The organism is Anabaena sp. UHCC 0187 (assembly GCF_009712035.1).
Lineage (GTDB): Bacteria > Cyanobacteriota > Cyanobacteriia > Cyanobacteriales > Nostocaceae > Dolichospermum.
The window spans coordinates 15,127-35,608 of the sequence record NZ_VILB01000004.1 but is presented as its reverse complement, the minus strand read 5'-3'; the positions used below and the strand labels follow the sequence as shown (position 1 = coordinate 35,608).

19 protein-coding genes and 1 tRNA gene are annotated in these 20,482 nt (G+C 39.9%); 7 read left to right on the top strand and 13 right to left on the bottom strand.

Annotated elements, in window-relative coordinates:
* Window positions 1-78: 78 nt before the first annotated feature.
* The 3 genes from FJR11_RS03905 (at window position 79) to FJR11_RS03895 (ending at window position 1,003) form a co-directional block, all read left to right on the top strand.
* The gene (locus tag FJR11_RS03905) at window positions 79-294 is read left to right on the top strand and encodes a DUF433 domain-containing protein (protein ID WP_027404792.1); all 216 of its coding nucleotides are present in this window, start codon (window positions 79-81) and stop codon (window positions 292-294) included.
* A 2-nt stretch (window positions 295-296) separates the two neighbouring features.
* On the top strand, window positions 297-617 hold the full coding sequence (locus tag FJR11_RS03900) for a DUF5615 family PIN-like protein (protein ID WP_168502410.1): 321 nt from the start codon (window positions 297-299) through the stop codon (window positions 615-617).
* Window positions 618-688: 71 nt separating this feature from the next.
* Complete coding sequence (locus FJR11_RS03895) at window positions 689-1,003, top strand: helix-turn-helix transcriptional regulator (RefSeq protein WP_168502409.1); 315 nt, start codon at window positions 689-691, stop codon at window positions 1,001-1,003.
* A gap of 222 nt (window positions 1,004-1,225) precedes the next feature.
* Here FJR11_RS03895 and FJR11_RS03890 read toward each other — a convergent pair.
* From FJR11_RS03890 to FJR11_RS03865, 6 genes are all read right to left on the bottom strand, one after another.
* Window positions 1,226-1,302 (bottom strand) — tRNA-Met (locus tag FJR11_RS03890).
* A 60-nt stretch (window positions 1,303-1,362) separates the two neighbouring features.
* Window positions 1,363-2,316 carry an asparaginase gene (locus FJR11_RS03885; protein WP_168502408.1) on the bottom strand — a complete coding sequence of 318 codons (954 nt, stop codon included), beginning with the start codon at window positions 2,314-2,316 and terminating at the stop codon, window positions 1,363-1,365.
* Window positions 2,317-2,406: 90 nt separating this feature from the next.
* Window positions 2,407-2,907, bottom strand: a complete 501-nt coding sequence (locus FJR11_RS03880) for a CGLD27 family protein (protein WP_168502407.1) — start codon at window positions 2,905-2,907, stop codon at window positions 2,407-2,409.
* A 5-nt stretch (window positions 2,908-2,912) separates the two neighbouring features.
* Window positions 2,913-3,350 carry a ribosome silencing factor gene (rsfS, locus tag FJR11_RS03875; protein WP_168502406.1) on the bottom strand — a complete coding sequence of 146 codons (438 nt, stop codon included), beginning with the start codon at window positions 3,348-3,350 and terminating at the stop codon, window positions 2,913-2,915.
* Window positions 3,351-3,530: 180 nt separating this feature from the next.
* Window positions 3,531-4,802: a WcaI family glycosyltransferase gene (locus FJR11_RS03870; protein ID WP_168502405.1), complete on the bottom strand. Its 1,272-nt coding sequence runs from the start codon at window positions 4,800-4,802 to the stop codon at window positions 3,531-3,533.
* Between the two features lie 368 nt (window positions 4,803-5,170).
* A complete protein-coding gene (locus FJR11_RS03865; protein WP_168502404.1) occupies window positions 5,171-6,220 on the bottom strand; it encodes a sugar transferase in 1,050 nt (349 codons plus the stop codon).
* A gap of 197 nt (window positions 6,221-6,417) precedes the next feature.
* On the opposite strand from FJR11_RS03865, the gene FJR11_RS03860 reads away from it, so the two are divergent.
* A complete protein-coding gene (locus FJR11_RS03860; RefSeq protein WP_168502403.1) occupies window positions 6,418-7,215 on the top strand; it encodes a 7-carboxy-7-deazaguanine synthase QueE in 798 nt (265 codons plus the stop codon).
* A 247-nt stretch (window positions 7,216-7,462) separates the two neighbouring features.
* On the opposite strand, the gene FJR11_RS03855 is transcribed toward FJR11_RS03860, so the two are convergent.
* The 3 genes from FJR11_RS03855 to FJR11_RS03845 form a co-directional block, all read right to left on the bottom strand.
* Window positions 7,463-9,004, bottom strand: coding sequence for a tetratricopeptide repeat protein (locus tag FJR11_RS03855; RefSeq protein ID WP_168502402.1), 1,542 nt, complete (start codon window positions 9,002-9,004; stop codon window positions 7,463-7,465).
* Between the two features lie 257 nt (window positions 9,005-9,261).
* The gene (locus FJR11_RS03850; protein ID WP_168502401.1) at window positions 9,262-10,638 is read right to left on the bottom strand and encodes a hypothetical protein; all 1,377 of its coding nucleotides are present in this window, start codon (window positions 10,636-10,638) and stop codon (window positions 9,262-9,264) included.
* Between the two features lie 303 nt (window positions 10,639-10,941).
* Window positions 10,942-12,948 carry an amylo-alpha-1,6-glucosidase gene (locus FJR11_RS03845; RefSeq protein ID WP_371417447.1) on the bottom strand — a complete coding sequence of 669 codons (2,007 nt, stop codon included), beginning with the start codon at window positions 12,946-12,948 and terminating at the stop codon, window positions 10,942-10,944.
* Between the two features lie 329 nt (window positions 12,949-13,277).
* On the opposite strand from FJR11_RS03845, the gene FJR11_RS03840 reads away from it, so the two are divergent.
* From FJR11_RS03840 to FJR11_RS03830, 3 genes are all read left to right on the top strand, one after another.
* Entirely contained in the window at window positions 13,278-13,715 is a 438-nt protein-coding gene (locus tag FJR11_RS03840) for a hypothetical protein (RefSeq protein ID WP_168502400.1), read from the top strand.
* A 199-nt stretch (window positions 13,716-13,914) separates the two neighbouring features.
* Window positions 13,915-14,526 (top strand): peroxiredoxin, encoded by a 612-nt coding sequence (locus FJR11_RS03835; protein ID WP_168502399.1) that lies wholly within the window; start codon window positions 13,915-13,917, stop codon window positions 14,524-14,526.
* Between the two features lie 53 nt (window positions 14,527-14,579).
* Entirely contained in the window at window positions 14,580-15,128 is a 549-nt protein-coding gene (locus FJR11_RS03830) for a peroxiredoxin (RefSeq protein WP_168502398.1), read from the top strand.
* Between the two features lie 162 nt (window positions 15,129-15,290).
* Here FJR11_RS03830 and FJR11_RS03825 read toward each other — a convergent pair whose 3' ends face one another.
* The 4 genes from FJR11_RS03825 to FJR11_RS03810 all read right to left on the bottom strand — a co-directional run bounded on the left by FJR11_RS03825 (window position 15,291) and on the right by FJR11_RS03810 (window position 20,280).
* Entirely contained in the window at window positions 15,291-16,271 is a 981-nt protein-coding gene (locus FJR11_RS03825) for a DnaJ C-terminal domain-containing protein (protein WP_168502397.1), read from the bottom strand.
* A 174-nt stretch (window positions 16,272-16,445) separates the two neighbouring features.
* Entirely contained in the window at window positions 16,446-16,901 is a 456-nt protein-coding gene (locus tag FJR11_RS03820) for an AAA family ATPase (protein ID WP_168502396.1), read from the bottom strand.
* Window positions 16,902-16,969: 68 nt separating this feature from the next.
* On the bottom strand, window positions 16,970-18,259 hold the full coding sequence (locus FJR11_RS03815) for a glucose-1-phosphate adenylyltransferase (protein ID WP_168502395.1): 1,290 nt from the start codon (window positions 18,257-18,259) through the stop codon (window positions 16,970-16,972).
* A 221-nt stretch (window positions 18,260-18,480) separates the two neighbouring features.
* Window positions 18,481-20,280 carry an aspartate kinase gene (locus tag FJR11_RS03810; protein WP_168502394.1) on the bottom strand — a complete coding sequence of 600 codons (1,800 nt, stop codon included), beginning with the start codon at window positions 20,278-20,280 and terminating at the stop codon, window positions 18,481-18,483.
* Window positions 20,281-20,482: the final 202 nt, after the last annotated feature.

Here is a 20,482-nt window from a genome sequence, read left to right as displayed (position 1 = left end):
GGATATCCTGATTCTGACAATTGCTAGTTTATAATTAATCCAAGTGTAACTTTTCCATTTACCAAAGAGGAATAAGCGATGAAAGGATGGGAAACTTTAGATGCTATAGAAAGACAACCTGATAAAGTAAGTGGTGCATGGGTATTTCGAGGAACAAGAGTTCCCGTTGCTGCATTATTTGAAAATTTACGTGATGGTGCAACAGTAGATGAATTTTTGGAATGGTTTCCACCTGTGCAAAGATCGCAAGTTGAAGCTGTACTTAATTATGAGCTTGAAAAATTAGCTGCTTAGATATGAAAATTCTTTTTGATCAGGGAACTCCTGTACCACTACGAAAATATTTAATAAACCATTCTGTAACAACAGCTTATGAAGAAGGATGGTCTAATTTATCAAATGGAGATTTACTAAAAGCTGCTGAAAATAAAGGATATAAAATACTTGTTACAACGGATCAGAATTTGCGTTATCAACAGAATTTGAGCGAACGCCAAATTGCAATTATTGTTTTACTGTCAACTTCATGGCCAAAAATTCGGACACAAGTTGATAAAATTTGTTCTATTATCAATACAACTGAATCTAGTGATTATAAAGAAATTTCTCTAATCTAGTTCAGTTTATTAAGTGATGTCTATAGCGCACCACACTACACAAGATAAAAATTAGGCTTCAATTTAAAATAATGCCAATTGCCACTCACAATTTAATAGTATCGGGTTTTCATGCCCTATCAGATCCCATTAGAATCAGTGTTATAGAACTCCTGCGTCAGCGCGAACTATGTGTATGTGACTTATGTGATGCTTTAAAAATAAATCAGTCAAAACTTTCTTTTCATCTCAAAACCCTCAAAGAAGCAAGTTTAGTAAATTCCCGTCAAGAAGGACGCTGGATTTATTACAGCTTGAATATTTCCCAATTTCAGATTTTAGAAACATACCTAGCAGAATTTCGCCTCAATTCCGGACTTTTATCCCCTCGTTCCTGTTGTGAGTAGTTGATTTCTATAGCAGTCAGTTAAAGCAAATTAATTTCTCGTTCCCATACTCTGTATGGGAATGAATTACAGAAGGCTCTGCCTTCAAGATATAGTAGAGGCAGAGCCTCTGTGATAGCATTCCCAGTCAGAGACTGGGAACGAGATGAAATTATGACTTCTTTTTTTCATAAAACAAATCCCTGCAACCTTTTCAGATTACAGGGACTCATTTTTTTCATTTGGTGGCGGGAAGTGGATTTGAACCACTGACCTTCGGGTTATGAGCCCGACGAGCTACCAGGCTGCTCTATCCCGCGTCGCTTGTGTCGCGTTTCTCTCGACTCCTTTAATATAGCGCGAAGTCAAAAGTTTGTCAACTACAAAAGCGATAATTCTCCAATTACTTCCAAACGCTTGTATTTCCCTAGGTTCATAAACTTTTCGGAGAGGCTTTGGGCAATGCTGGGACTAATCCAACCCATTTGTTGGAGGATGTGAATAGCTACGGCATATTTAGCGCGTTTTGAGCCATCCATAACCTTAATAGCTAATCCCATACCTTCACCAAGTCTGCCAACGCATTGTACCCCTTCCGCCCCAGATTTACTAACCAATTCGCTAGGAGTTAAACGCATCAACTCTGTATCGAATTCTCCATCTCCAGCTACCATCGTGGGATGATGGTTCATAGCGCGAACAATCCTTTCCATATCCACGCTATTACTAGAAGCCAACACAGCATATAAAGAGGCCATTTGACTAAGCTGCATCAGATATGTGGGTGCGCCACAGTCATCATGGGCCGTGAGAAATTCTTCTGCGGGCATTCGCAGCAATTCTGCTACTTTGGAGATAATTAACTGCTGGACTGGGTGTTTACGATCCAAGTAGTTAGTTAACGGCCAATGGCGTTGCTGACAAACAGCTAACATTCCCGCGTGTTTACCAGAGCAGTTATATTCTAGAGAGCTACGTTTGCCTTGAGGGATTGGACAGTGTAAAGCATTTATGTCAATATCTGCCCGCCACAGGATGTTAAATACCTGTCTCACCTGTTCCATGCTGCCTTTGTGGGAACTGGTGATAATGGCTAAGTCTCTATCGCTCAAACCATAGCGTTCCATTGTGCCTGTACTGGTGACAGCCAGGGCTTGAAATGGTTTGAGGGCAGAACGGACAAATGTAGCAGTTTCAGCGTTACCAGCAACGGAAAGTACCCGTCCCCTGTCGTCGCTAACCACAGCCTGGACTATATGCCGAGATTCGATAATACCTTCCCGCAGCAACCGGACTTCCAATGCTGCGGCTTGAGTTCGTTTTCCCATTATCATGGGTTTATATCTATGTTGTGAATTGTCAGTTGTCGGTTGTCAGTTGTCGGTTGTCAGTTGTCAGTTGTTTTACCAATGACCAATGACTATTTACAAGAAATGCCAAACTATAGTACCAATAAGATACGTGAGAGCCAAGACAGCAAAGGTAATTTGCAAGCGTTGGAAAATGGGTTTGATTTCGTAGGTAACAATTAAGCGATCGCGGCTAATGACTGCTTGGGGTTTTGTCCAAGTCTGTCCGTCGTACCAACCAGATTCTTCATAGAATACGGTGGGACTGTAAAGGCGATCGCGCACATAGAACCAACCCAAATACAAACGCACCAATACCAGCACTACAGCTACACTAGCAGCACCAGATCCACAAAGGAGAAAATTAAAAATCTGTTTTTGTGGCGGAAAACTGGCTGCTGCTACAGGTCCGGCTACCAACCAAGACCAAGCCCAAACCCAAAAAATCTTCTTGGTGTAGTGGCTTAAGCTTAAGGTACTATCCCGAAATAGCCAAGCATTTTTTAACTCTTCGTACTCGTTTAGCGGTTGTTGTTCTGTAGGAACAGGGCAATTCTCCAGGGAGGATCGCGTCATACTGGTTAACCCCCAATATTATCGGAGCTTGGTATGGAAATACGTTCCGCGTGTCCCCAGAACGCTTCTAAATTATAAAACTCCCGTTCCCTTGGCATCATGATATGGACGATAACATCACCATAATCTTGCAATACCCAAGTTCCTTCCGCTTTTCCTTCTGTTCTAATCGGTCGTCGTTGCCAGTCAATGTCAACTTGTCCTTGAATTGCGTCAGCGATCGCTCTAACTTGGACCTTAGAATAACCGGTCATCATCACAAAGTAATCAGACAGGGAAGAAATCTCTGCCACGTTGAGCAAGATAATTTCTACAGCTTTGCGGTCTAAAGCTGCTTCGGCAATGGTTAGAGCTAAATTGTGGCTCGTAGCTTCTGTGGCAGTTTTAGGTCTGTTCACAGGGTTCTGTGTCAATGGGAAATTTCTGGAAAAAGATTCAGTCATTCAACCTCAAGTGCTTTTTTCATGGAAGGAACTACTTGTTCAACTTACTTACAAATATCTAACAAATAACTTAACTGCAATTGTGTGAATAGGTTTTTTCTGAATAGTAACATATCCTACACTGCAATCTGCACAATGCAGGCTGCTATATAAGTCCTCATGTTTATTTGCCAAATTTTGTTAAACTTCCTGTTTGGTGATGGTTGAAGACTTGATTGCTTTACCATTTGCTGTCATTGAGTTAAATAATGTCTCATACTGATTTAAGGTTTGCTCAAAAGCATAATAATCAACCGCATACTGGCGACTTTTATCCCCTAATTCTTTCACCTTTTCAGGATTTTGAGATAAATCCAAAATTGCTGTAGCTAAAGCTTGAGGATCTTCTGGGGGAACTAACACCCCACCACCACTTTTTTTGATGGCTTTAAATGCAGTGCCATTTTCAGGAACAGACGCTACTAAGGCTCTACCGCTGGCCAGTAGCACTTGGATTTTTGATGGCATATTGAAAGATATCACATTTTTCTTTTGCACCACCAAGCCAACATCAGCAGCAGCTAACATTTGTGGTAACTCTTGACGGGCTTGAAAAGGTAATAATAAAACGTTATCTGCACCATAGTTTAAACATTCCTGTTGTAATCGCTGTAAACCTTTGGCTTCTCCCACAATTACAAAGGCAATATCTTGAATATCTCGCAGTTTAGCAGCGGCTTGAATCACAGTTTCTAAACCTTGGGTTAAGGCTATATTACCAGAATACAAAACTACAAATTTCCCCTTGAGGTTATGTATAGCCCGGAAAGGATTCTCTTCCTTGGATAAGGGACGGATAAAATTGACATCAACCCAATTGGGAATTTGCACAATTTTTTGGGCTGGTACACCTTTAGCGACTAGATTATCAGCAAACCCTTCGGTAATGACACTAATCTTATTCGCAGAAGCGTAAGCAAATTTTTCTAAGGCTGTAAATACTTTAATCAGTAATTTATTTTTTAGTAGACCCATCGCCACTGCTGCTTCTGGTAAAATGTCTTGTAAGTTGAGGACTACAGGACAGGAACGTAAGAAGCCTAAGAAAGTCGCAGGAATACAGACTGGTAGAGATGGTGAAGTTAAAAGAATTATTTCCGGTCGCCAACCCATCAAGGCGGGAAAGAAACTGGTAACAACAAAACTAGCATCTAACAATACTCGATCTAAAAGATTTGGTTGGGGACGAATCCATACATAACTACGTTGAATTTGCACACCATTAATATTTTCGTCCACATAAAATTTACCTCGATATTCCTCATAAATTTGTCGTTCGGGGTAGTTAGGCATAGCTGTAACTACACGGACTTGGTGTCCACGTTTGACTAGTCCCTCTGCTAACTCAGTCATGAGTGGGGCTATACCAATGGGTTCGGGGTGATAGTTGTAGGAGTAAATTAAAATTCGCATAACAAAATTTATCAGAATACCCTGGTGGTTCGTTTAACGAAAGTCAATACTTAATTTTCAATCTCACTTGTTAAGTGAGTAAGGTATACATAATTATATTGTCTTTTTAGACTCTTTTATTTTCAGTAACTTTTCGTTAAAGATTTAGTAAATTTTGATACAGTAAATTTTGCATGAATCAGGTACACCCGTAGCGGGCAAGATGCCTGCACCACAAGGGTTTTATGGCTCACCGCTCACCGCTGAAAGCTGTTGTATTTTATGAACCACAAAAATAAACCCAAGCCAAAAGGAAGCTTGGGTAAATTAAATAGGCAAATTCTAGCGCTGCTTACTGAGTATGCCTATGACCAGGCAATAAAAATTAACTAAACAGCCCCACTGTTTTTATTAAACAAAATGGTTATCGTTTTGAAAATTAACTTTAAATCGTAAACTAAGCTCCAATTTTCCTGATACTGTAGGTCTAAACGAATCACATCTTCAAAGCTCCGCACTTTAGAGCGTCCATTGACTTGCCATTCACCAGTCATGCCAGGTTTAACATCTAAACGTTGCCATTCTGGGACTTCATAGCGTTCTACTTCATCAGGCGTAGGTGGTCGAGTTCCGACTAAACTCATTTCACCTTTAAGGACGTTCCAAAATTGTGGTAGTTCATCGAGACTGGTACGGCGTAAGAAGTTGCCGACTTTAGTGATTCTGGGATCATTGTCATTTTTGAAGAAAGCACCTTCTACTTGGTTTTTGATTTGGGATTTTCTAGCTTCCGCATCTACACACATAGACCGGAATTTCCAAATAGCAAAACGCTTACCCATCCAACCACAACGGGTTTGCTTAAAGAAAATTGGGCCAGGATCATCCATTTGAATGGAGATCGCTATGGGAATTAATAAAATAAATGTAATTACTAACCCGACTAATGATCCAACAATATCAATCAGCCGTTTCATCAAAGATGCCACAGAAGGATGAGTTTGAGGGAGTGGATCTACTTTTCGAGAATTATTTTTTCCTGTATCTGGAGGTTGATCCGTTAGCACTGGTGCTAGAGTCTGAAGAGACTCAATGGGAAACACCTGATCTAGTCCCGTCAGATTTAAGACTGCCATCACTTGGGGCGTGACATGACGCAGTACAATACTAATTCCCTTTTCTTGAGAATTTTTAAAGTTACTCACCAGAGAACCTAAACCACTACTATCCATAAAGGTAGTATTTTGGAAATCAATGAAAATTTGCCCCGGTGGTGAATCTGCTTGGATTAAGTTTTGGCAAGTTTGTTTAAAACTTACAGCCTCAATCACGGTTAACCGAACTGGCACCTGCAAGATTGCCGCGCCTTCTAGGTAAGTAATTGGAAAATCTACTGATATGGGTTGGCTACTCATGAAGCTCTGCACTTTAGTTGCCATCTACAATCTAATCTGCTAAACGTTATTTTGTCTTAAAAACACAATTAACCTTATTTTTAATCTGTATGATGAAGTACAAGTTGGTAGATTTTTAAAGATCAGCGAGAATATCACCAAGAAAGCTTCACAATAGAAGAAACGCCCAAGATTTTTGCCGTTGTGAATAGGTGAATTAACTCGTTACTTCCTATGATCATATGATTACTAAAAATAAAGTTAACTCTACTGCACGCCTGATTGAAGTTTTTTCTGCCATTCAAGGGGAAGGTCTCAACGTCGGAACACGTCAGATTTTTATTCGCTTTGCTTTTTGTGATTTGCGTTGTCATTTTTGCGACAGCGCCCATACTTGGAATGCACCCCCTACTTGCCGAATTGAGTGTTCTCCTGGATTACGGGATTTTGAAGTTCATTCAAATCCTGTTCAATTACCTATATTACTAGAATGGATTGCCAGACAAAACCTCCCATACATCCACGATAGCATTAGCTTAACTGGAGGAGAGCCTTTGCTTCATGCACCATTTTTGGCGGAATTTCTGCCAGCGGTGCGATCACTTACTAGTTTACCAATTTATCTGGAAACTGGCGGACATCGCCCAGAACAGTTGGAAATAATTATCCCCTATTTAGACTCTGTGGGGATGGATTTGAAATTACCCAGTGTAAGTGGTGAAACTTATTGGGCAGAACATACAAAATTTCTTCAACTATGCTCTAACACTAAGTTAGAGGTATTTGTAAAAATAATTGTCTCTCAAAGTACAGTTGTTGAAGAGTTGGAACGGGCAGCTTTACTAGTTGCGGAGGTAAGTCAGGATATTCCGGTATTTTTACAACCTGTGACACCTTTAACGCCTTCTCAACAATTTAGTTCTGTGGCCATGCTCGCACCAACTCCAGAGCAGGTTTTAGAATGGCAAGTTTTAATGAAGCGATTTGTTAAATCCGTGCGTGTGATTCCCCAAACCCATAAAATGTTAACCCAGATGTAGGATTTAAAAAGTTTTCATCAAGAAAAGCATAAAGTTTATGAATTTCTGATCTACCATTGAGTAAATTGATTTTCATTAAACTTTTTCTGATCCAGCAACAGAAAAGGAGATTAGAAGTATCAACTTTTCGTATTAGTATACCGTAGATATTCATGAAACTTCTTCTTTCTTTATTTCTTCTTTCTTCTTTCTTCCTGACTCCTGACTCCTGACTCCTGACTCCTGACTCCTGACTCCAATGTAATTGTTAGAAATTTAAAATATCTAAAGATGCTTCTATTTCTAATTCTATAATTCTAGCTTGTATATCTTTATATTTTGCCAATTTTCCCTCTTGCCAATATAAATTTGCTGCTTTATGAAAATCCTCAATTCCTCCCTGTTTATCTGCAATTTCTAACCGGGAATTTCCCCGATTGTAATAAGCATCAACATAGTGAGAATTAATTTGAATTGCTTGGGTATAATCGGTAATTGCTGCTTCATATTTTCCTAAATCATAGTGAGCATTACCTCGATAATAATAAGCATCAATATAATCAGGATTAATTTTAATTGCTTGATTATAATCGGCAATTGCTCCTTGATAATCTCCTAATTCAGCCCGATTATATCCACGATTTTTATAACCTATAGCATCATCAGGATCAATATTGATTACTTGCTTTAATTGCTGTTGATTATCTAATAAATAACGAGCTATTTGTTTATTCTTCTGGGTTGTTGCATAATGAGGATTAATCTTAATTGCCTGATTATAATCCTCTATTGCCCCTTGATTATCACCAAGATGAGAACGAACATCAGCACGGTTTTTATAATGAATAGCAAGATGAGGATTAATTCTAATGGCTTGGGTGTAATCTTCTATAGCTATTTGATAATTACCTATTTGATAATGTGCTAAACCTCTTTGGTTGTAAGCTTTATCATAATTAATATTAATAGTTATTGCTTGACTATAATTAGTAATTGCTGTGTGATAATCACCTAATTGATAATTAACTAAACCTAGTTTATAATAAATTTCAGCATCATGATTATTAAGCTGTAAAGCTTGATTATAACTATTAATTGCGGCTGCATACTCCCCTTTTTGAAAATATTCATCACCGAGAGTTAAATAAGGAGTAGATTCGGATTTAATAAATTGATTTTGAGATAAATAAGATTTATGAGAATTTTGGGAAACTTGAAACTGTTCTAAATAGGAAAATAACCCACCACCATATAATAATTGATTAATACCAAAGGAAATTTTTCCAGTTTTCAATTTAATCATTTGAGTGGGCAGAAATCCAGCTAAAAAAAGGTGATATGCAGATTGCGCTTCATTAACTTCTTCTTGAATCAAAATACAGACAATTACCGCATTCTTTTCCACTTCTTCGGCACTAACTGACCATCTCACTCTATCAATACTACCGTGACGAGATTTGACTTCAACACCTACCAAAGAATTAGCGGTGAGAGTAAAATCACTTTTACCATCACCACCAAAGCGTTTTTCATAATCTATTTCCGTAATAAAATCAGCTAATCGTTCTTTAACAACTTCTTCACCTAATTTACCTTTCAGATTATTAATAAAAACGTCACGGACTGGGGAAGTGCGTTTATATTTTTCCGCCATCAACCAGCAAAATTCCCGTAATGTTTTTAATCTATCACCGGAAATAATAGTTAATTCACTATGTTGGCTTTCTATTTCACAGTGGAGTAGACAACCAGATGTTAACCTTTTAAGAAAGTCAGACTGTAGGGATCGCAGGAGGGTAATCCAGTCCATTTATGATATTTCTGCGGTCTTTTAATTAACTTGGATCTATCAGAATTGGTAATTGATAAAGCTAACTTTACCCCTTACCATCTGAGAGGATGTTTGAAAAGTTTTTAATGTATAGATAAACCCCTCTCCAAACCTCTCCCCGACGCGGGGAGAGGCTTTGAAACCCCCATTCCCTCCTAGGGAAGGGGGAAGGGGGGTTAGGTTTCTCGATATTATCGGTTTCATCTAATACTTTTCAAACAACCTCTGACAGATGATTATTGAGAATTTTTTCTCTCTTCCTTGATTTGACGTAACTTTTGGATGAGTTGTTGATTAGACTCAGTAGATACAGTAGATGGATTATTGGTTGGCGTTGCTGAAGGCACAGGATTAAGAGTATTTGCTGATGGACTTTCCGGGCGATTCTCAGCATCTTGGGGGACAAATACTTTTTCAGGATTTGGAGTTTGTGACGGTTGTATTCGGGGTGTAAATACTTTTTCACCATTTGGAGTTTCTAAAGGTTTGATCTTAGAACTCACTCCAGAAGGATTCTGATTATTTTGGAACTTCAGTTGGAAAGAATAAGAACTAGTTAGCCGCTTATCTGCTTGAGGTGGATTAGCGCTGAAAAATTCCCGAACTTTAGATTGTAATTTTGGAGATCCTGTTCCTTCTTGGAACTTAATATCTAAAACTTTACCATCTGGATCTACAACCAATCTACCCAAAACTGTACCTTCCATCTCTGATGTATCTGTAGAGATGGTTTCACGAATTACCCCTTTTTCTTTGACATTCGGATATTCTTGGCGAATATTTTGTCTGAGAGTGTTGTATGAGTTCAGTTTAGCCAGTAATTGATCCGTTTTTTTACCTGTTGATTCCTGCTGACTGGGGAGGGTTTCTGGTAATTTTCTGCTAGAAGTATCTGCAAGAGCTAATTTTTCCCCACCTTGAGGAATTTTAACGGCATTATTTTCTGCTTCGATTGTTTGTGGTGGTGAAATTCCCGCTACTGTTGTACTGCCAATATCAATAGGTTCAGCGGATGGATTAATGAGTGGTTCTCCAGGGATTTCATTATTCTGCCGAAGTTCTGGCAACCTATTAATACCTAGGGATTCGGTTTCTCGGATTTTTCTATCTAGATCATGGACAAAAGGAGAAGTTGTAGGATTATATGTACTTCTGCTTGGTAATCTAGAAATTTGAGTTTGTAAATTGTTACCAGTCAATCTCTGAATAGATTGTCGGCTGGGCAGATAAGAGAGGTTATAATTGGTTGGTGAGCTAGGAATAGCTGGTAATACTGGCTGACTAGATAATTCTGGTTGTACAGCAGGATAGATCGTTGATGGGTTGCCCAAATTAAAACCCGGAAGTGATTGCTGTAGCGGTAGTTGAGGTTGCTGCAATGCTAACTGGGATGTATTGGGGGCTTGTGGTAATCGGCTTTGATCAGCCGCACTCAATTCCATGATTCCCACGGGTTTTGCTGAGTCAGCCTTTGAAGATGCACCAGAGTTCGCTGGCATAAATGGCACAATTAAAGCAATAGCACCGTGGATACCAAGGGAGGCTATAGCAGCTATTCCCGTTGGTTGGCTGAGGAGTTCTGGTATGTTTCTCAAAAGGGATACGTAAGACATATTGTTATTGTTTACTCGGCTCGGTTAAAGTTGAATAGAAATTTTATCAACAAAGAATTCAAGATTTATCTCAATGAGGTTAATATCCCACAGTATTATCAACATGAGAAAGGAGAATAATAATGCTCAAACCAAAATTGATTAACTCCTGAATTTGTGTCTTTTGAATTATTTTTATTGTTTAGACTATCTTCATATTTACGAATTGCACCTTATTACCATACATAATAACTTCCGAACTGAACAATTTCAACAGGAAAATTCATGATATTTAAAGTTTTTGTCTCATCAATTCGTGATTTGCTAAATATGACGAATGATTTCAGCGACAGACCAAGCTTGAGCGATCGCCCCTCTGGGTGGATGGGGTGCATCACCATCAAAAATTTCGGAAATTGAGCCAAGACAAGCACTATAGAGAAAGTGATCTAATAATGGTTGCCAGTCAAAAGGTAATGGCTTTTCTGGGTAAAAACGTTGCCAAGCGCGGATATAAGCACCAATTAGCCAACTCCAAACTGTACCTTGATGATAGGCGCGATCGCGTTTGTGAGGACTGCCTTCATATTTACCTATATATTGCGGATCTTGAGGATCAAGACTACGCAAGCCATAGGGTGTAAGTAACCTAGCAGTTGCCAAATCCAAAACCTGTTGTCCTTGACATTGGGAAAAACCGCAATGATGTAGTGATAAGGCTAAAACTGCATTAGGACGAATCTGGGAATTACGGCGATCATCTGGTTCAATGGTGTCGTATAAATAGCCTAGCTGATGATGCCAAAATTGTTGCAATGAGGCTTTTACCTGTTCTGCTTGTTGAGCATAACGTTGTCCCTGTTTAGATAGACGGACAGCATCACCAACATCCAATTGACTCAATTTTTCAGCCCACTGACTCAACCAACATAATGCTGAATACCACAAAGCATTGATTTCCACTGGTTTACCGCGACGGGGTGTAACAGGTAATCCATCAACTACAGCATCCATCCAAGTTAAAGCTACACCGTAGGTATCCCAACTTACTAGCCCATCAATAGCATCAACTTGGATATTATAGCGAGTACCACCGACAAAGGCTTTATGAATTTGCTGGGCAATGGGAAATTGTGCGGCTAAAAACTGCCAATCTGCGGTTGCTTCTAAGTAAAGCCCTAAAGTTTCAATCCACCACAGAGTAGCATCAATACTATTATAAAAAGGTTCGCCATCCCGATCAGGAAAAGCATTAGGAATTAGCCCATGACGACAATAAAGCCCAAAAGTATTTAACACTCCTTTTGCTAAGTCAAATCGCTGGGGAACAAGTGCCAATCCTGGTAAGGCAATTAAGGTATCTCTACCCCAATCATTAAACCAGTGATACCCAGCAATGATGGTAGGACCAGCAATGGAAGCGCGATAAACTATAAACTGATCACCGGCTTTGATAAGTTGCTGTTTAGTCGGTGATAGAAAATGAAATGATTCTTCTTGATTTTGACTTCGGCTAAAAATTTGTGTCAGTCTTTCTTGTTCTTTATCTACTGCTTCTGCAAAGCTTTCGGGTAAAAGTATAGTTTGTAGGGAGTTAGGTAAACCTACTTTTGCTTCGAGGGTGACAGTATCTCCTGGTTGGAGATGAACAGTTAAATATCCAGGACTGTAAAGGTCTTCCCGATCACCTAATCCTCGTTTTGTCTCTTCTGATAAGCCATAATTCCAATACCAAACTGCATCCGCTTTATACTCTCCTTGTGTCCACCGGAGATGCCAAGGTGTACCAAATTGGTCAGAATTAATTGCTTGTAGACAAACTTCTTGTTTGCCCAATAATTGGGAAAAATGTAATTCTTGGCTATGAGTTTGTTGGTGATGAAAATCGCGATCTCCTATTAATAACCGCAACTTTAAAACTGCTGATTCTTTCCCCTCATACCGATACTGAATTAACAGCCTTTGGTCAAAAGATATAGATGGACTAGACTCTTTTTCTACCAAACCATAGGGCATAATCAACTGTCTAGTTAACTGCCAATTCTCTTTACCCCAAGTCCATTTAGGAAGAGGATAAAGCTCGAAAGAAGACAACATTTTATAGCCTTGGGGATCAATTTCACCACTACTCCAGAAATTTGTTCCCAGTGCTATTACCCTTTCACCAACTTCTAAACTTGCTTCTAAGTGAGAAAGCAAAAGTTTTCGCTCTGACGGTGGATTTGTAGTAGCAAATAACCAACCGTGATAGGTGCGGGTACGGACATCAGAAATAGTACCACTGGCAAAACTACCCAAGCCATTAGTCAGTAACCATTCTGATATATTCACGCCCGCAATTTCCTGAATATTATTAACCAATGCTGTGAGCAAATTACCTATAGATCATATCAAGTTTTGACTATTTTTTCAAAACCTGACTTGAAAATAAGACCCCTCCCCTAACCCCTCCCCGCTCTTCGAGAGGGGAATAAGAAGTTGTTTCATGGGTAATGGTGTACACAGTTCATGATGGCTACTTAATGACTAATCAATGAAGGTTATTTTGCTAGGGTTGACAAAATTTTTGTATGCTCTTATTTTAGCGGAACTATTGTTGTCAGAAGTGAAACTAATTAGAAACTGATAAATCAAGCAATTTGATATTTAGGAGAATCGAGATGGGACTGAGCGACGAAATGTTGAATTCTAACAACAAGGTATTGATCGTAGAAGACTGCTGCAAGATGATAGAATTACAGATAGCATCTAAGTCAGGCGTGAGCGGCATTGCCCTGAAAGCTGCCTTTGCTGCCCTTAAGGGCGTTAAACCAGGGTATATCCCGGATGTCGTTGAATCCCTCCTACCACCATGCTTCACCTCCCTTGACCCCATTTGGAGTGAAGGAATGAAGCAAGGCGAACCAGTAGAATATCTCATCGCTAATAGCTCTCAGACTGCGGACGCGCTGCTGGGTGTTACTGACGCAAGGATCAAGAATACCAAGCGCCAAGTTGTCCGAGGAACCTATGATAAATTCCGTAATTCTGCTAAAAAACACGTGGAAGAAGCGGTACCAGACTTAGCTAAGATACTTGGCAAGTATGCTAATAACTAGCTAAATAGGCATTGGATATAGACTCAAAAGGTTTCCCGCTGGGTTTTCCAGTCCGTCCTTGAGCCAAGAATCTCAGTGTTTAAAGACGCTGGGATTTTCAAAATTAAATAATAGTAGTATTAACACGTAAGTTAATCTTAGTAGATATACTTGCACTGAATAATGAATACAAGTATGAAGTTGAAGGAGAATTAGGTTAATGACTCTCAGCTATGGAACAGAAGGATGGCTTCGCGTTGGTCAACAGGCTCCCGATTTTACAGCAACAGCCGTGGTAGATCAGGAGTTTAAATCCATTAAATTGTCTGATTATCGCGGTAAATACGTTGTTCTGTTTTTTTACCCCTTAGACTTTACCTTTGTTTGTCCAACTGAAGTGACAGCATTTAGCGATCGTTATGAAGAATTTAGCAAACTAAATACAGAGTTTTTTGGTATTTCCGTTGATAGTGAATTTTCTCACCTGGCTTGGATTCAAACAGATCGTAAATCCGGTGGTGTGGGTGATTTAAATTATCCCTTAGTTTCTGACATCAAAAAAGAAATTAGCGCTGCTTACAACGTTCTTGATACCGCAGCCGGTATTGCTTTACGTGGTTTATTTATTCTCGATAAAGATGGCATCATTCAACACGCTACTATCAATAATCTAGCCTTTGGTCGCAGTGTTGATGAAACTCTGCGAAATTTACAAGCAATTCAGTATGTGCAATCTCATGCTGATGAAGTTTGTCCTGTTGATTGGCAACCTGGTGATAAAACGATGAATCCTGATCCTGTGAAGTCTAAAATTTATTTCTCTGCTATTTAGGGAATTGGGAATTGGGAATCGGGAATAATTTTACGAATTACAAATTATTTTTTATGCTGACTTCAACTGATTTTACAGGCTTATTTAATGAGCGATTTTTTCATAATTTTTTACCCATACCTGCCTTAGATAATTTCCGATTAGGTGTAGGAACACCGGATTTTAAATTATCGGATATTACTAAGAATACTGTAGTCAAATTATCTGATTTTCGCGGTAAACAACCTGTATTACTGGCTTTTACTAGAATTTTTACAGAAAAGCAATATTGCCCATTTTGCTATCCCCATATTAAGGCTTTAAATGAGAACTATGAACAGTTTAAAAATCGGGGAATTGAAGTTTTATTAATTACTAGTACCGACAAAAAGCAAAGTCAAATAATCGTGCAAGATTTGGGTTTAAAAATGCCATTATTAAGTGATTCTAGTTGCCATACATTCCGTAATTATAATACTGGACAAGCATTAGGAGCGCCTTTGCCAGCGCAATTTGTGTTAGATAAAGATGGGAGATTAATCTACAGGCATTTATTTTCCTTTTTAGATCATAATGCCACTATAGAAAGATTGTTAGAGCAATTCAATTATATCCAAAACTGAGTGCTTGGTGCGATCGCTTACTTATCCGTCCATCATGGCAAACTACCCAAGCGACACCAGAAATCATAGAAAGATTTAGAACTATGTTAATGGCAAGAACGGCATAGTCAAAGACAAAGACGGGAAATTTCCCGTCTTTATCTGGATAAATTTAGGAGATAGTTACAATTTAACTTTCTCCAAATGACTGCGGGGATTATAAGTACGGATAGCCCGGATTTTTTCATAGTATTCTCTCTCTTGGGGGCTGAGGTCTTTTGGGGGAGCGATCGCTACTTTCACAAATTGATCACCACGTCCACCTTTAGCTATCGGCCAACCCTTACCACGTAGGCGCAGAGATTGACCAGAACGGACTCCCGCCGGTAATTTGACATTAACATGACCATCGGGTGTTGGTACATCTATAGCCGCGCCTAATGTGGCTTCATCAGGGGTAATTAACACTTCGCAAACGAGATTATCCCCTTCAATTTGGAAAAAAGTATGGGGTTGTAATTCCACCTTTAAATATAAATCTCCCCGTTGTTGATTCATGGGGTTAATTTGTCCTTTTCCCTTCACCCGTAAGCGAGTACCAGCTTTAGCACCACCAGGAATCCGCACATCAATAGTTTCAGTTCCTAAACTAAAGCGTTTTTGGACACCAGAAAATGCTTCAGCGAAAGTCAAAGTAATAATAGCTTCTGTATCTTGTGTGCCACCAGCGCCAGCATCTTGAAAACCAAAATCGTTAAAACCGCCACCTGCTCGACCTGTGGAACTACGATAAGAGTAACTTTGTCGCCCACTGCGGGGCCCTGCGCCACCAAATAATTCAGTTAAAAAGTCATTAAAACTGCCGTATTGACCGAAATCAACCCCACCCATGTCCACACCAGAACCACCAGAGGGAAAACCTTGACCAGCTTGTTTCCAATATTGACCAAATTGGTCGTATTTTTTGCGTTTATCTGGATCAGATAGCACCTCATAAGCTTCATTAACTTCTTTAAATTTTGCTTCAGCCTGTTTGTTATTGGGGTTAACATCAGGATGATATTTGCGGGCTAGTTTCCGAAAAGCTTGTTTAATTTCTTCTGAGGTGGCAGTTTTACTAATTCCTAACATTGCATAATAGTCTTTAAAGTCGGTTGCAGCCATCTACCAGCCTCCTGTAGAAATTTACGTTATGTTTTCTGCTAAGATATGAGATTTACTTTCTATTTGGTCTAATGCCAGGCAAAAAGATTCTGATATTAAATTAACAAACAATCGCCAAAATCAAGTGTGGTTCTTGCTGAATGTACCAGCGCAATTCCCGTACTCTTGCCATGATCAAACAGAAATAAGCTCATCTATTCCTTCTTCTAGGCTAGGGGGAGCATCCCGGAGTTGGCGGTGCATTCGGAGAATTATATCTTCGGGAACTTGACGAATCCGGTTTTGATTCCTTGTCAAACATAACCAAACTGGAGTTTGCACCCAAATCCCGGTGATATGACTAAAGCCACAATCATGGGCGAGGGTAATCACTTCCCGGCGATTTTTCCTTTGGGCGTTGGTAGCATCGAAAATCACCCCTTGATCTGCGGTTATGGCTTGTTGCAATTGTCGTTCCAGTTCCCGCCAAATTAGCAGCCAAGGGCCTTGAATGGCTTCTGAACCAAAAAGTTGCCCCCGGATGACATCTGTAGAAATTAACTGCATCTGGGGGCATTCTCTGAGTAATTGCGTTGCTAAAGTAGATTTACCGCTACCAGGAAGACCAATCAGCAAAATTAATTTAGTCATTGGTTATTGGTCAGTGGTCAGTGGTCAGTGGCAAAACAACGGACAACGAACAACGAACAACTGACTAACTAAATGATTGTTTCATGGGGAATTGTAGCATTTTTGAGAACAACGACAATACCACTACGGATGTAGAAGCCTTGCTTTTCCCGTTCTGCTTCTTGGATGTTGTCTTTATTGATAATTTTCACATTGTTACCAATGCGGGCATTTTTATCAATGATGGCCCGGCGAATAATGGTGTCTGTACCAATACCGACGGGGATATCATTTCCTTCTAAGCTGCCTTGTCTTTCCACAGATGGTTGGTAATAGTCAGCACCCATGATCAGGGTTTCTTCAATTACAGATCCTGATTCTATCCGCGATCGCACTCCCAAAACTGAATGTTGAATGCGGCAATCTTTCAAAATACAACCGTCGCCAATCATAGATTCTGTGATTTGGCAATTCAGCAATTTTGAGGGTGGTAAATAACGAGCGCGAGTATAAATTGGTGCTGCTTCATCGTAGAAGCTAAAGGGAGGGAGAGGTTGCTTAGTTAGCGCTAAATTGGCTTCATAAAAAGATTCAATTGTCCCAATATCTTCCCAGTAGTCATCAAACAAGAAGGCTTGAACGTTGTGATCCTTAGCTGCTTCGGGAATAATCTCTTTACCAAAATCAGTTTGTTCTAAAGATTGTTTCAACAACTTGATTAAAACATCTTTTTTAAAGACATAAATCCCCATGGAGGCGATATATGGTTGTAATTCGGCTTGTTCTTTTGTCAATCCCAATATGGTGGTATCAACACGCATTTGCGCTAAATCTTCACCCTTGGGTTTTTCGCTAAAGTCAATTACCCTACCCGATTCATTGATTTTCATCAAGCCAAAATCCGAGGCCCGACGATCATCCATGGGAATTACGGAAAGTGTAATATCAGCGTTTGTATCTCTGTGCCGCTGGATAAACTGCCGGTAATCCATGCGGTAGAGGTGATCACCGGAAAGAATTAGAAATTCCTCTACATCCCAATCCTGTAACATCCAGATGTACTGACGCACAGCATCAGCCGTACCTTGAAACCAGTTGGGGTTTTCTGGAGTTTGTTGTGCTGCTAACACTTCCACAAACCCATCACTGAACCCACTGAAGTTGTAAGCACGGGCGATGTGCCGGTTCAGAGAAGCTGAGTTAAATTGAGTCAGAACGTAGATTTTGAATATTTCCGAATTGATGCAGTTGCTAACAGGGATATCTATTAAACGATACTTCCCAGCCACTGGTACTGCTGGTTTAGCGCGGAGTTTAGTTAACGGATAAAGCCGAGTCCCCGCACCCCCACCCAGAATAATTGCTAAAACTTTTTTCACAGAATTTCTCCCAACTGCCTTTCAACTCTCATCTACAGTTTAGGACTGTATGTAGCAACTGAGTAAGGGGGATCAAAAAATCTTAGGGATGAATTTTGGATTTCGCGGTCAACTTGGGAAAATAGAACTGATGTATTAATAGTATATTCCAACACAATCTAAGGTTGGGGAAGAGTTTTTCCCCGTTCCTGGGGAACTTCAGCAAACCTATTTACCTATGTTCACACTGGGACTACAAATTTTTCAGTGCCGGCTAAATCAAAAGCGGAGTGAATGACTTGTAAAGCTTTGACACCTTCATCTTGTGTCACAACACAACTAATTTTAATTTCTGAAGTAGCAATCATTTGAATGTTGATTTGATTTTGGGCTAAAGCTGTAAACATTTTTGCGGCAATACCTGGTTGTCCCACCATTCCAGAACCAACTATACTAACTTTAGCGATCGCCCGATCTAATACTACTTCACCCCAATCAAACTCTGCTGCAACTTGTTGTAATTTCTGTTGGGCGTTTTCTGCGTCCATTCTCGCTACAGTAAAGGCAATATCCCGACGCGGGACACCATCTACTATTCGGCAACGTTGGGATTGAATGATCATATCCACACTAATATTATGTTCTGCCAAAAATCCAAACAATTTGGCAGCTATACCTGGATGATCTGCTAATTGGCGAATTGCAATCCGGGCTTGGTTCATGTCTAAAGCGACACCACGCACAGCAGGAGATTCAGCGGTAGGAGAGGCGAGGGAAGTAGAGGAAGAGTTGATTTCAAAGGTGTGACAGAGGGCAGCTATGGCGCGATCGCAATCTACAGCATCAACGACACAACTCACTTTGACTTCACTGGTAGAAATCATTTGAATATTCACACCAGCCGCAGCCAAGGTTTTAAACATCTGCGCTGCTACCCCTGGTCTACCAATCATCCCTGCACCGACAATACTAACTTTTGCCGTATCTTTCTCGACTATAACTTCCGCTTCATCTGAAGTCGGATAATTTCTCAATGCGGGGGCTATAGCCGATGATACGGCTTCTGCTCGTTTTAATATTGATGTATTGACTGTAAAAGCAATATCATTACTATTACCTTCATGAATAGACTGAATAATTAAATCCACATCAACATTTTGCTGGGAAATTTCCCCAAATAACTGGGCTGCTACCCCTGGTTTATCAGGAACACGCAATAAAGCCACCTTGGCCTGTTGAATATCAAATTCTACCGCATCTACAGGACGGGCTAATTCTAAATTTACTAAAGCTCTATCTTGTCTTTGCGGCGTTGTTACCCAAGTTCCGGGTTGATCTGTCCAACTAGAACGCACCACCAAGGGAACGCCATAATTGCGGGCAATTTCCACAGCCCTAGGATGTAATACTTTCGCCCCTAAACTCGCCAATTCCAGCATTTCATCACTGGTGATTTCTGTTAATAATTGGGCTTCGGGAACAAGGCGCGGATCTGTAGTTAAAATCCCTGGTACATCTGTATAAATTTCACAAAAATCTGCCCCGATTGCGGCGGCTAAAGCTACCGCAGAAGTGTCAGAACCACCACGCCCCAAAGTAGTAATTTCTAATTCTTCGGTGCTGCTAATCCCTTGGAACCCGGCAACAACAACGACTTTACCGCTATTTATCTGCCGCATTAAGCGTTCTGTTTGAATATTTAAAATCCGAGCGCGGCTATGTTCGGCTTCTGTAACAATACCTACCTGAGCGCCAGTCATCGAAATCGCGGGTTGGCCAATTTCCTGTAATGCCATACTTAATAAAGCAATGGTAACTTGCTCTCCCGTAGAAAGCAGCATATCCATTTCCCGACGGCTAGGATTTTTAGAGATATCATTGGCTAGTTTAACTAATCCGTCGGTGGTTTTCCCCATAGCGGAAACCACTACTACTACTGAGTTTCCAGCTTTTACAGTTTTTTCAACTCTTTGAGCAACGGCTTGAATCCGTTCGACTGAACCAACAGATGTACCACCGTATTTTTGAACTATGAGCGCCATAACATTCTCTTTAATAGATGAATTATCTTAACCAATTTATACACCTTGTTTGTTTATTCTATCTAGGGATAAGGAAGTATTTATGGTTAAATAAATAAAAACTAATCCGCTTAAACATGGCAAGAATTTTATCTATTCCTAGCAAACCGTGTATTTACATAGCACTGCTAGGATATTTTATATATTCATGCCTAGTATTCAA

Excerpts from the sequence above, each read along its gene's own strand:
- FJR11_RS03900 (WP_168502410.1), top strand. The coding sequence starts at position 297 with ATGAAAATTCTTTTTGATCAGGGAACTCCTGTACCACTACGAAAATAT.
- FJR11_RS03820 (WP_168502396.1), bottom strand. The coding sequence starts at position 16,901 with ATGACTAAATTAATTTTGCTGATTGGTCTTCCTGGTAGCGGTAAATCT.
- FJR11_RS03885 (WP_168502408.1), bottom strand. The coding sequence starts at position 2,316 with ATGATAATGGGAAAACGAACTCAAGCCGCAGCATTGGAAGTCCGGTTG.
- FJR11_RS03810 (WP_168502394.1), bottom strand. The coding sequence starts at position 20,280 with ATGGCGCTCATAGTTCAAAAATACGGTGGTACATCTGTTGGTTCAGTC.
- FJR11_RS03880 (WP_168502407.1), bottom strand. The coding sequence starts at position 2,907 with ATGACGCGATCCTCCCTGGAGAATTGCCCTGTTCCTACAGAACAACAA.
- FJR11_RS03865 (WP_168502404.1), bottom strand. The coding sequence starts at position 6,220 with ATGGCAACTAAAGTGCAGAGCTTCATGAGTAGCCAACCCATATCAGTA.
- rsfS (WP_168502406.1), bottom strand. The coding sequence starts at position 3,350 with ATGACTGAATCTTTTTCCAGAAATTTCCCATTGACACAGAACCCTGTG.
- FJR11_RS03835 (WP_168502399.1), top strand. The coding sequence starts at position 13,915 with ATGACTCTCAGCTATGGAACAGAAGGATGGCTTCGCGTTGGTCAACAG.
- FJR11_RS03870 (WP_168502405.1), bottom strand. The coding sequence starts at position 4,802 with ATGCGAATTTTAATTTACTCCTACAACTATCACCCCGAACCCATTGGT.
- FJR11_RS03860 (WP_168502403.1), top strand. The coding sequence starts at position 6,418 with ATGATTACTAAAAATAAAGTTAACTCTACTGCACGCCTGATTGAAGTT.
- FJR11_RS03840 (WP_168502400.1), top strand. The coding sequence starts at position 13,278 with ATGGGACTGAGCGACGAAATGTTGAATTCTAACAACAAGGTATTGATC.
- FJR11_RS03855 (WP_168502402.1), bottom strand. The coding sequence starts at position 9,004 with ATGGACTGGATTACCCTCCTGCGATCCCTACAGTCTGACTTTCTTAAA.
- FJR11_RS03830 (WP_168502398.1), top strand. The coding sequence starts at position 14,580 with ATGCTGACTTCAACTGATTTTACAGGCTTATTTAATGAGCGATTTTTT.
- FJR11_RS03895 (WP_168502409.1), top strand. The coding sequence starts at position 689 with ATGCCAATTGCCACTCACAATTTAATAGTATCGGGTTTTCATGCCCTA.
- FJR11_RS03905 (WP_027404792.1), top strand. The coding sequence starts at position 79 with ATGAAAGGATGGGAAACTTTAGATGCTATAGAAAGACAACCTGATAAA.
- FJR11_RS03850 (WP_168502401.1), bottom strand. The coding sequence starts at position 10,638 with ATGTCTTACGTATCCCTTTTGAGAAACATACCAGAACTCCTCAGCCAA.
- FJR11_RS03825 (WP_168502397.1), bottom strand. The coding sequence starts at position 16,271 with ATGGCTGCAACCGACTTTAAAGACTATTATGCAATGTTAGGAATTAGT.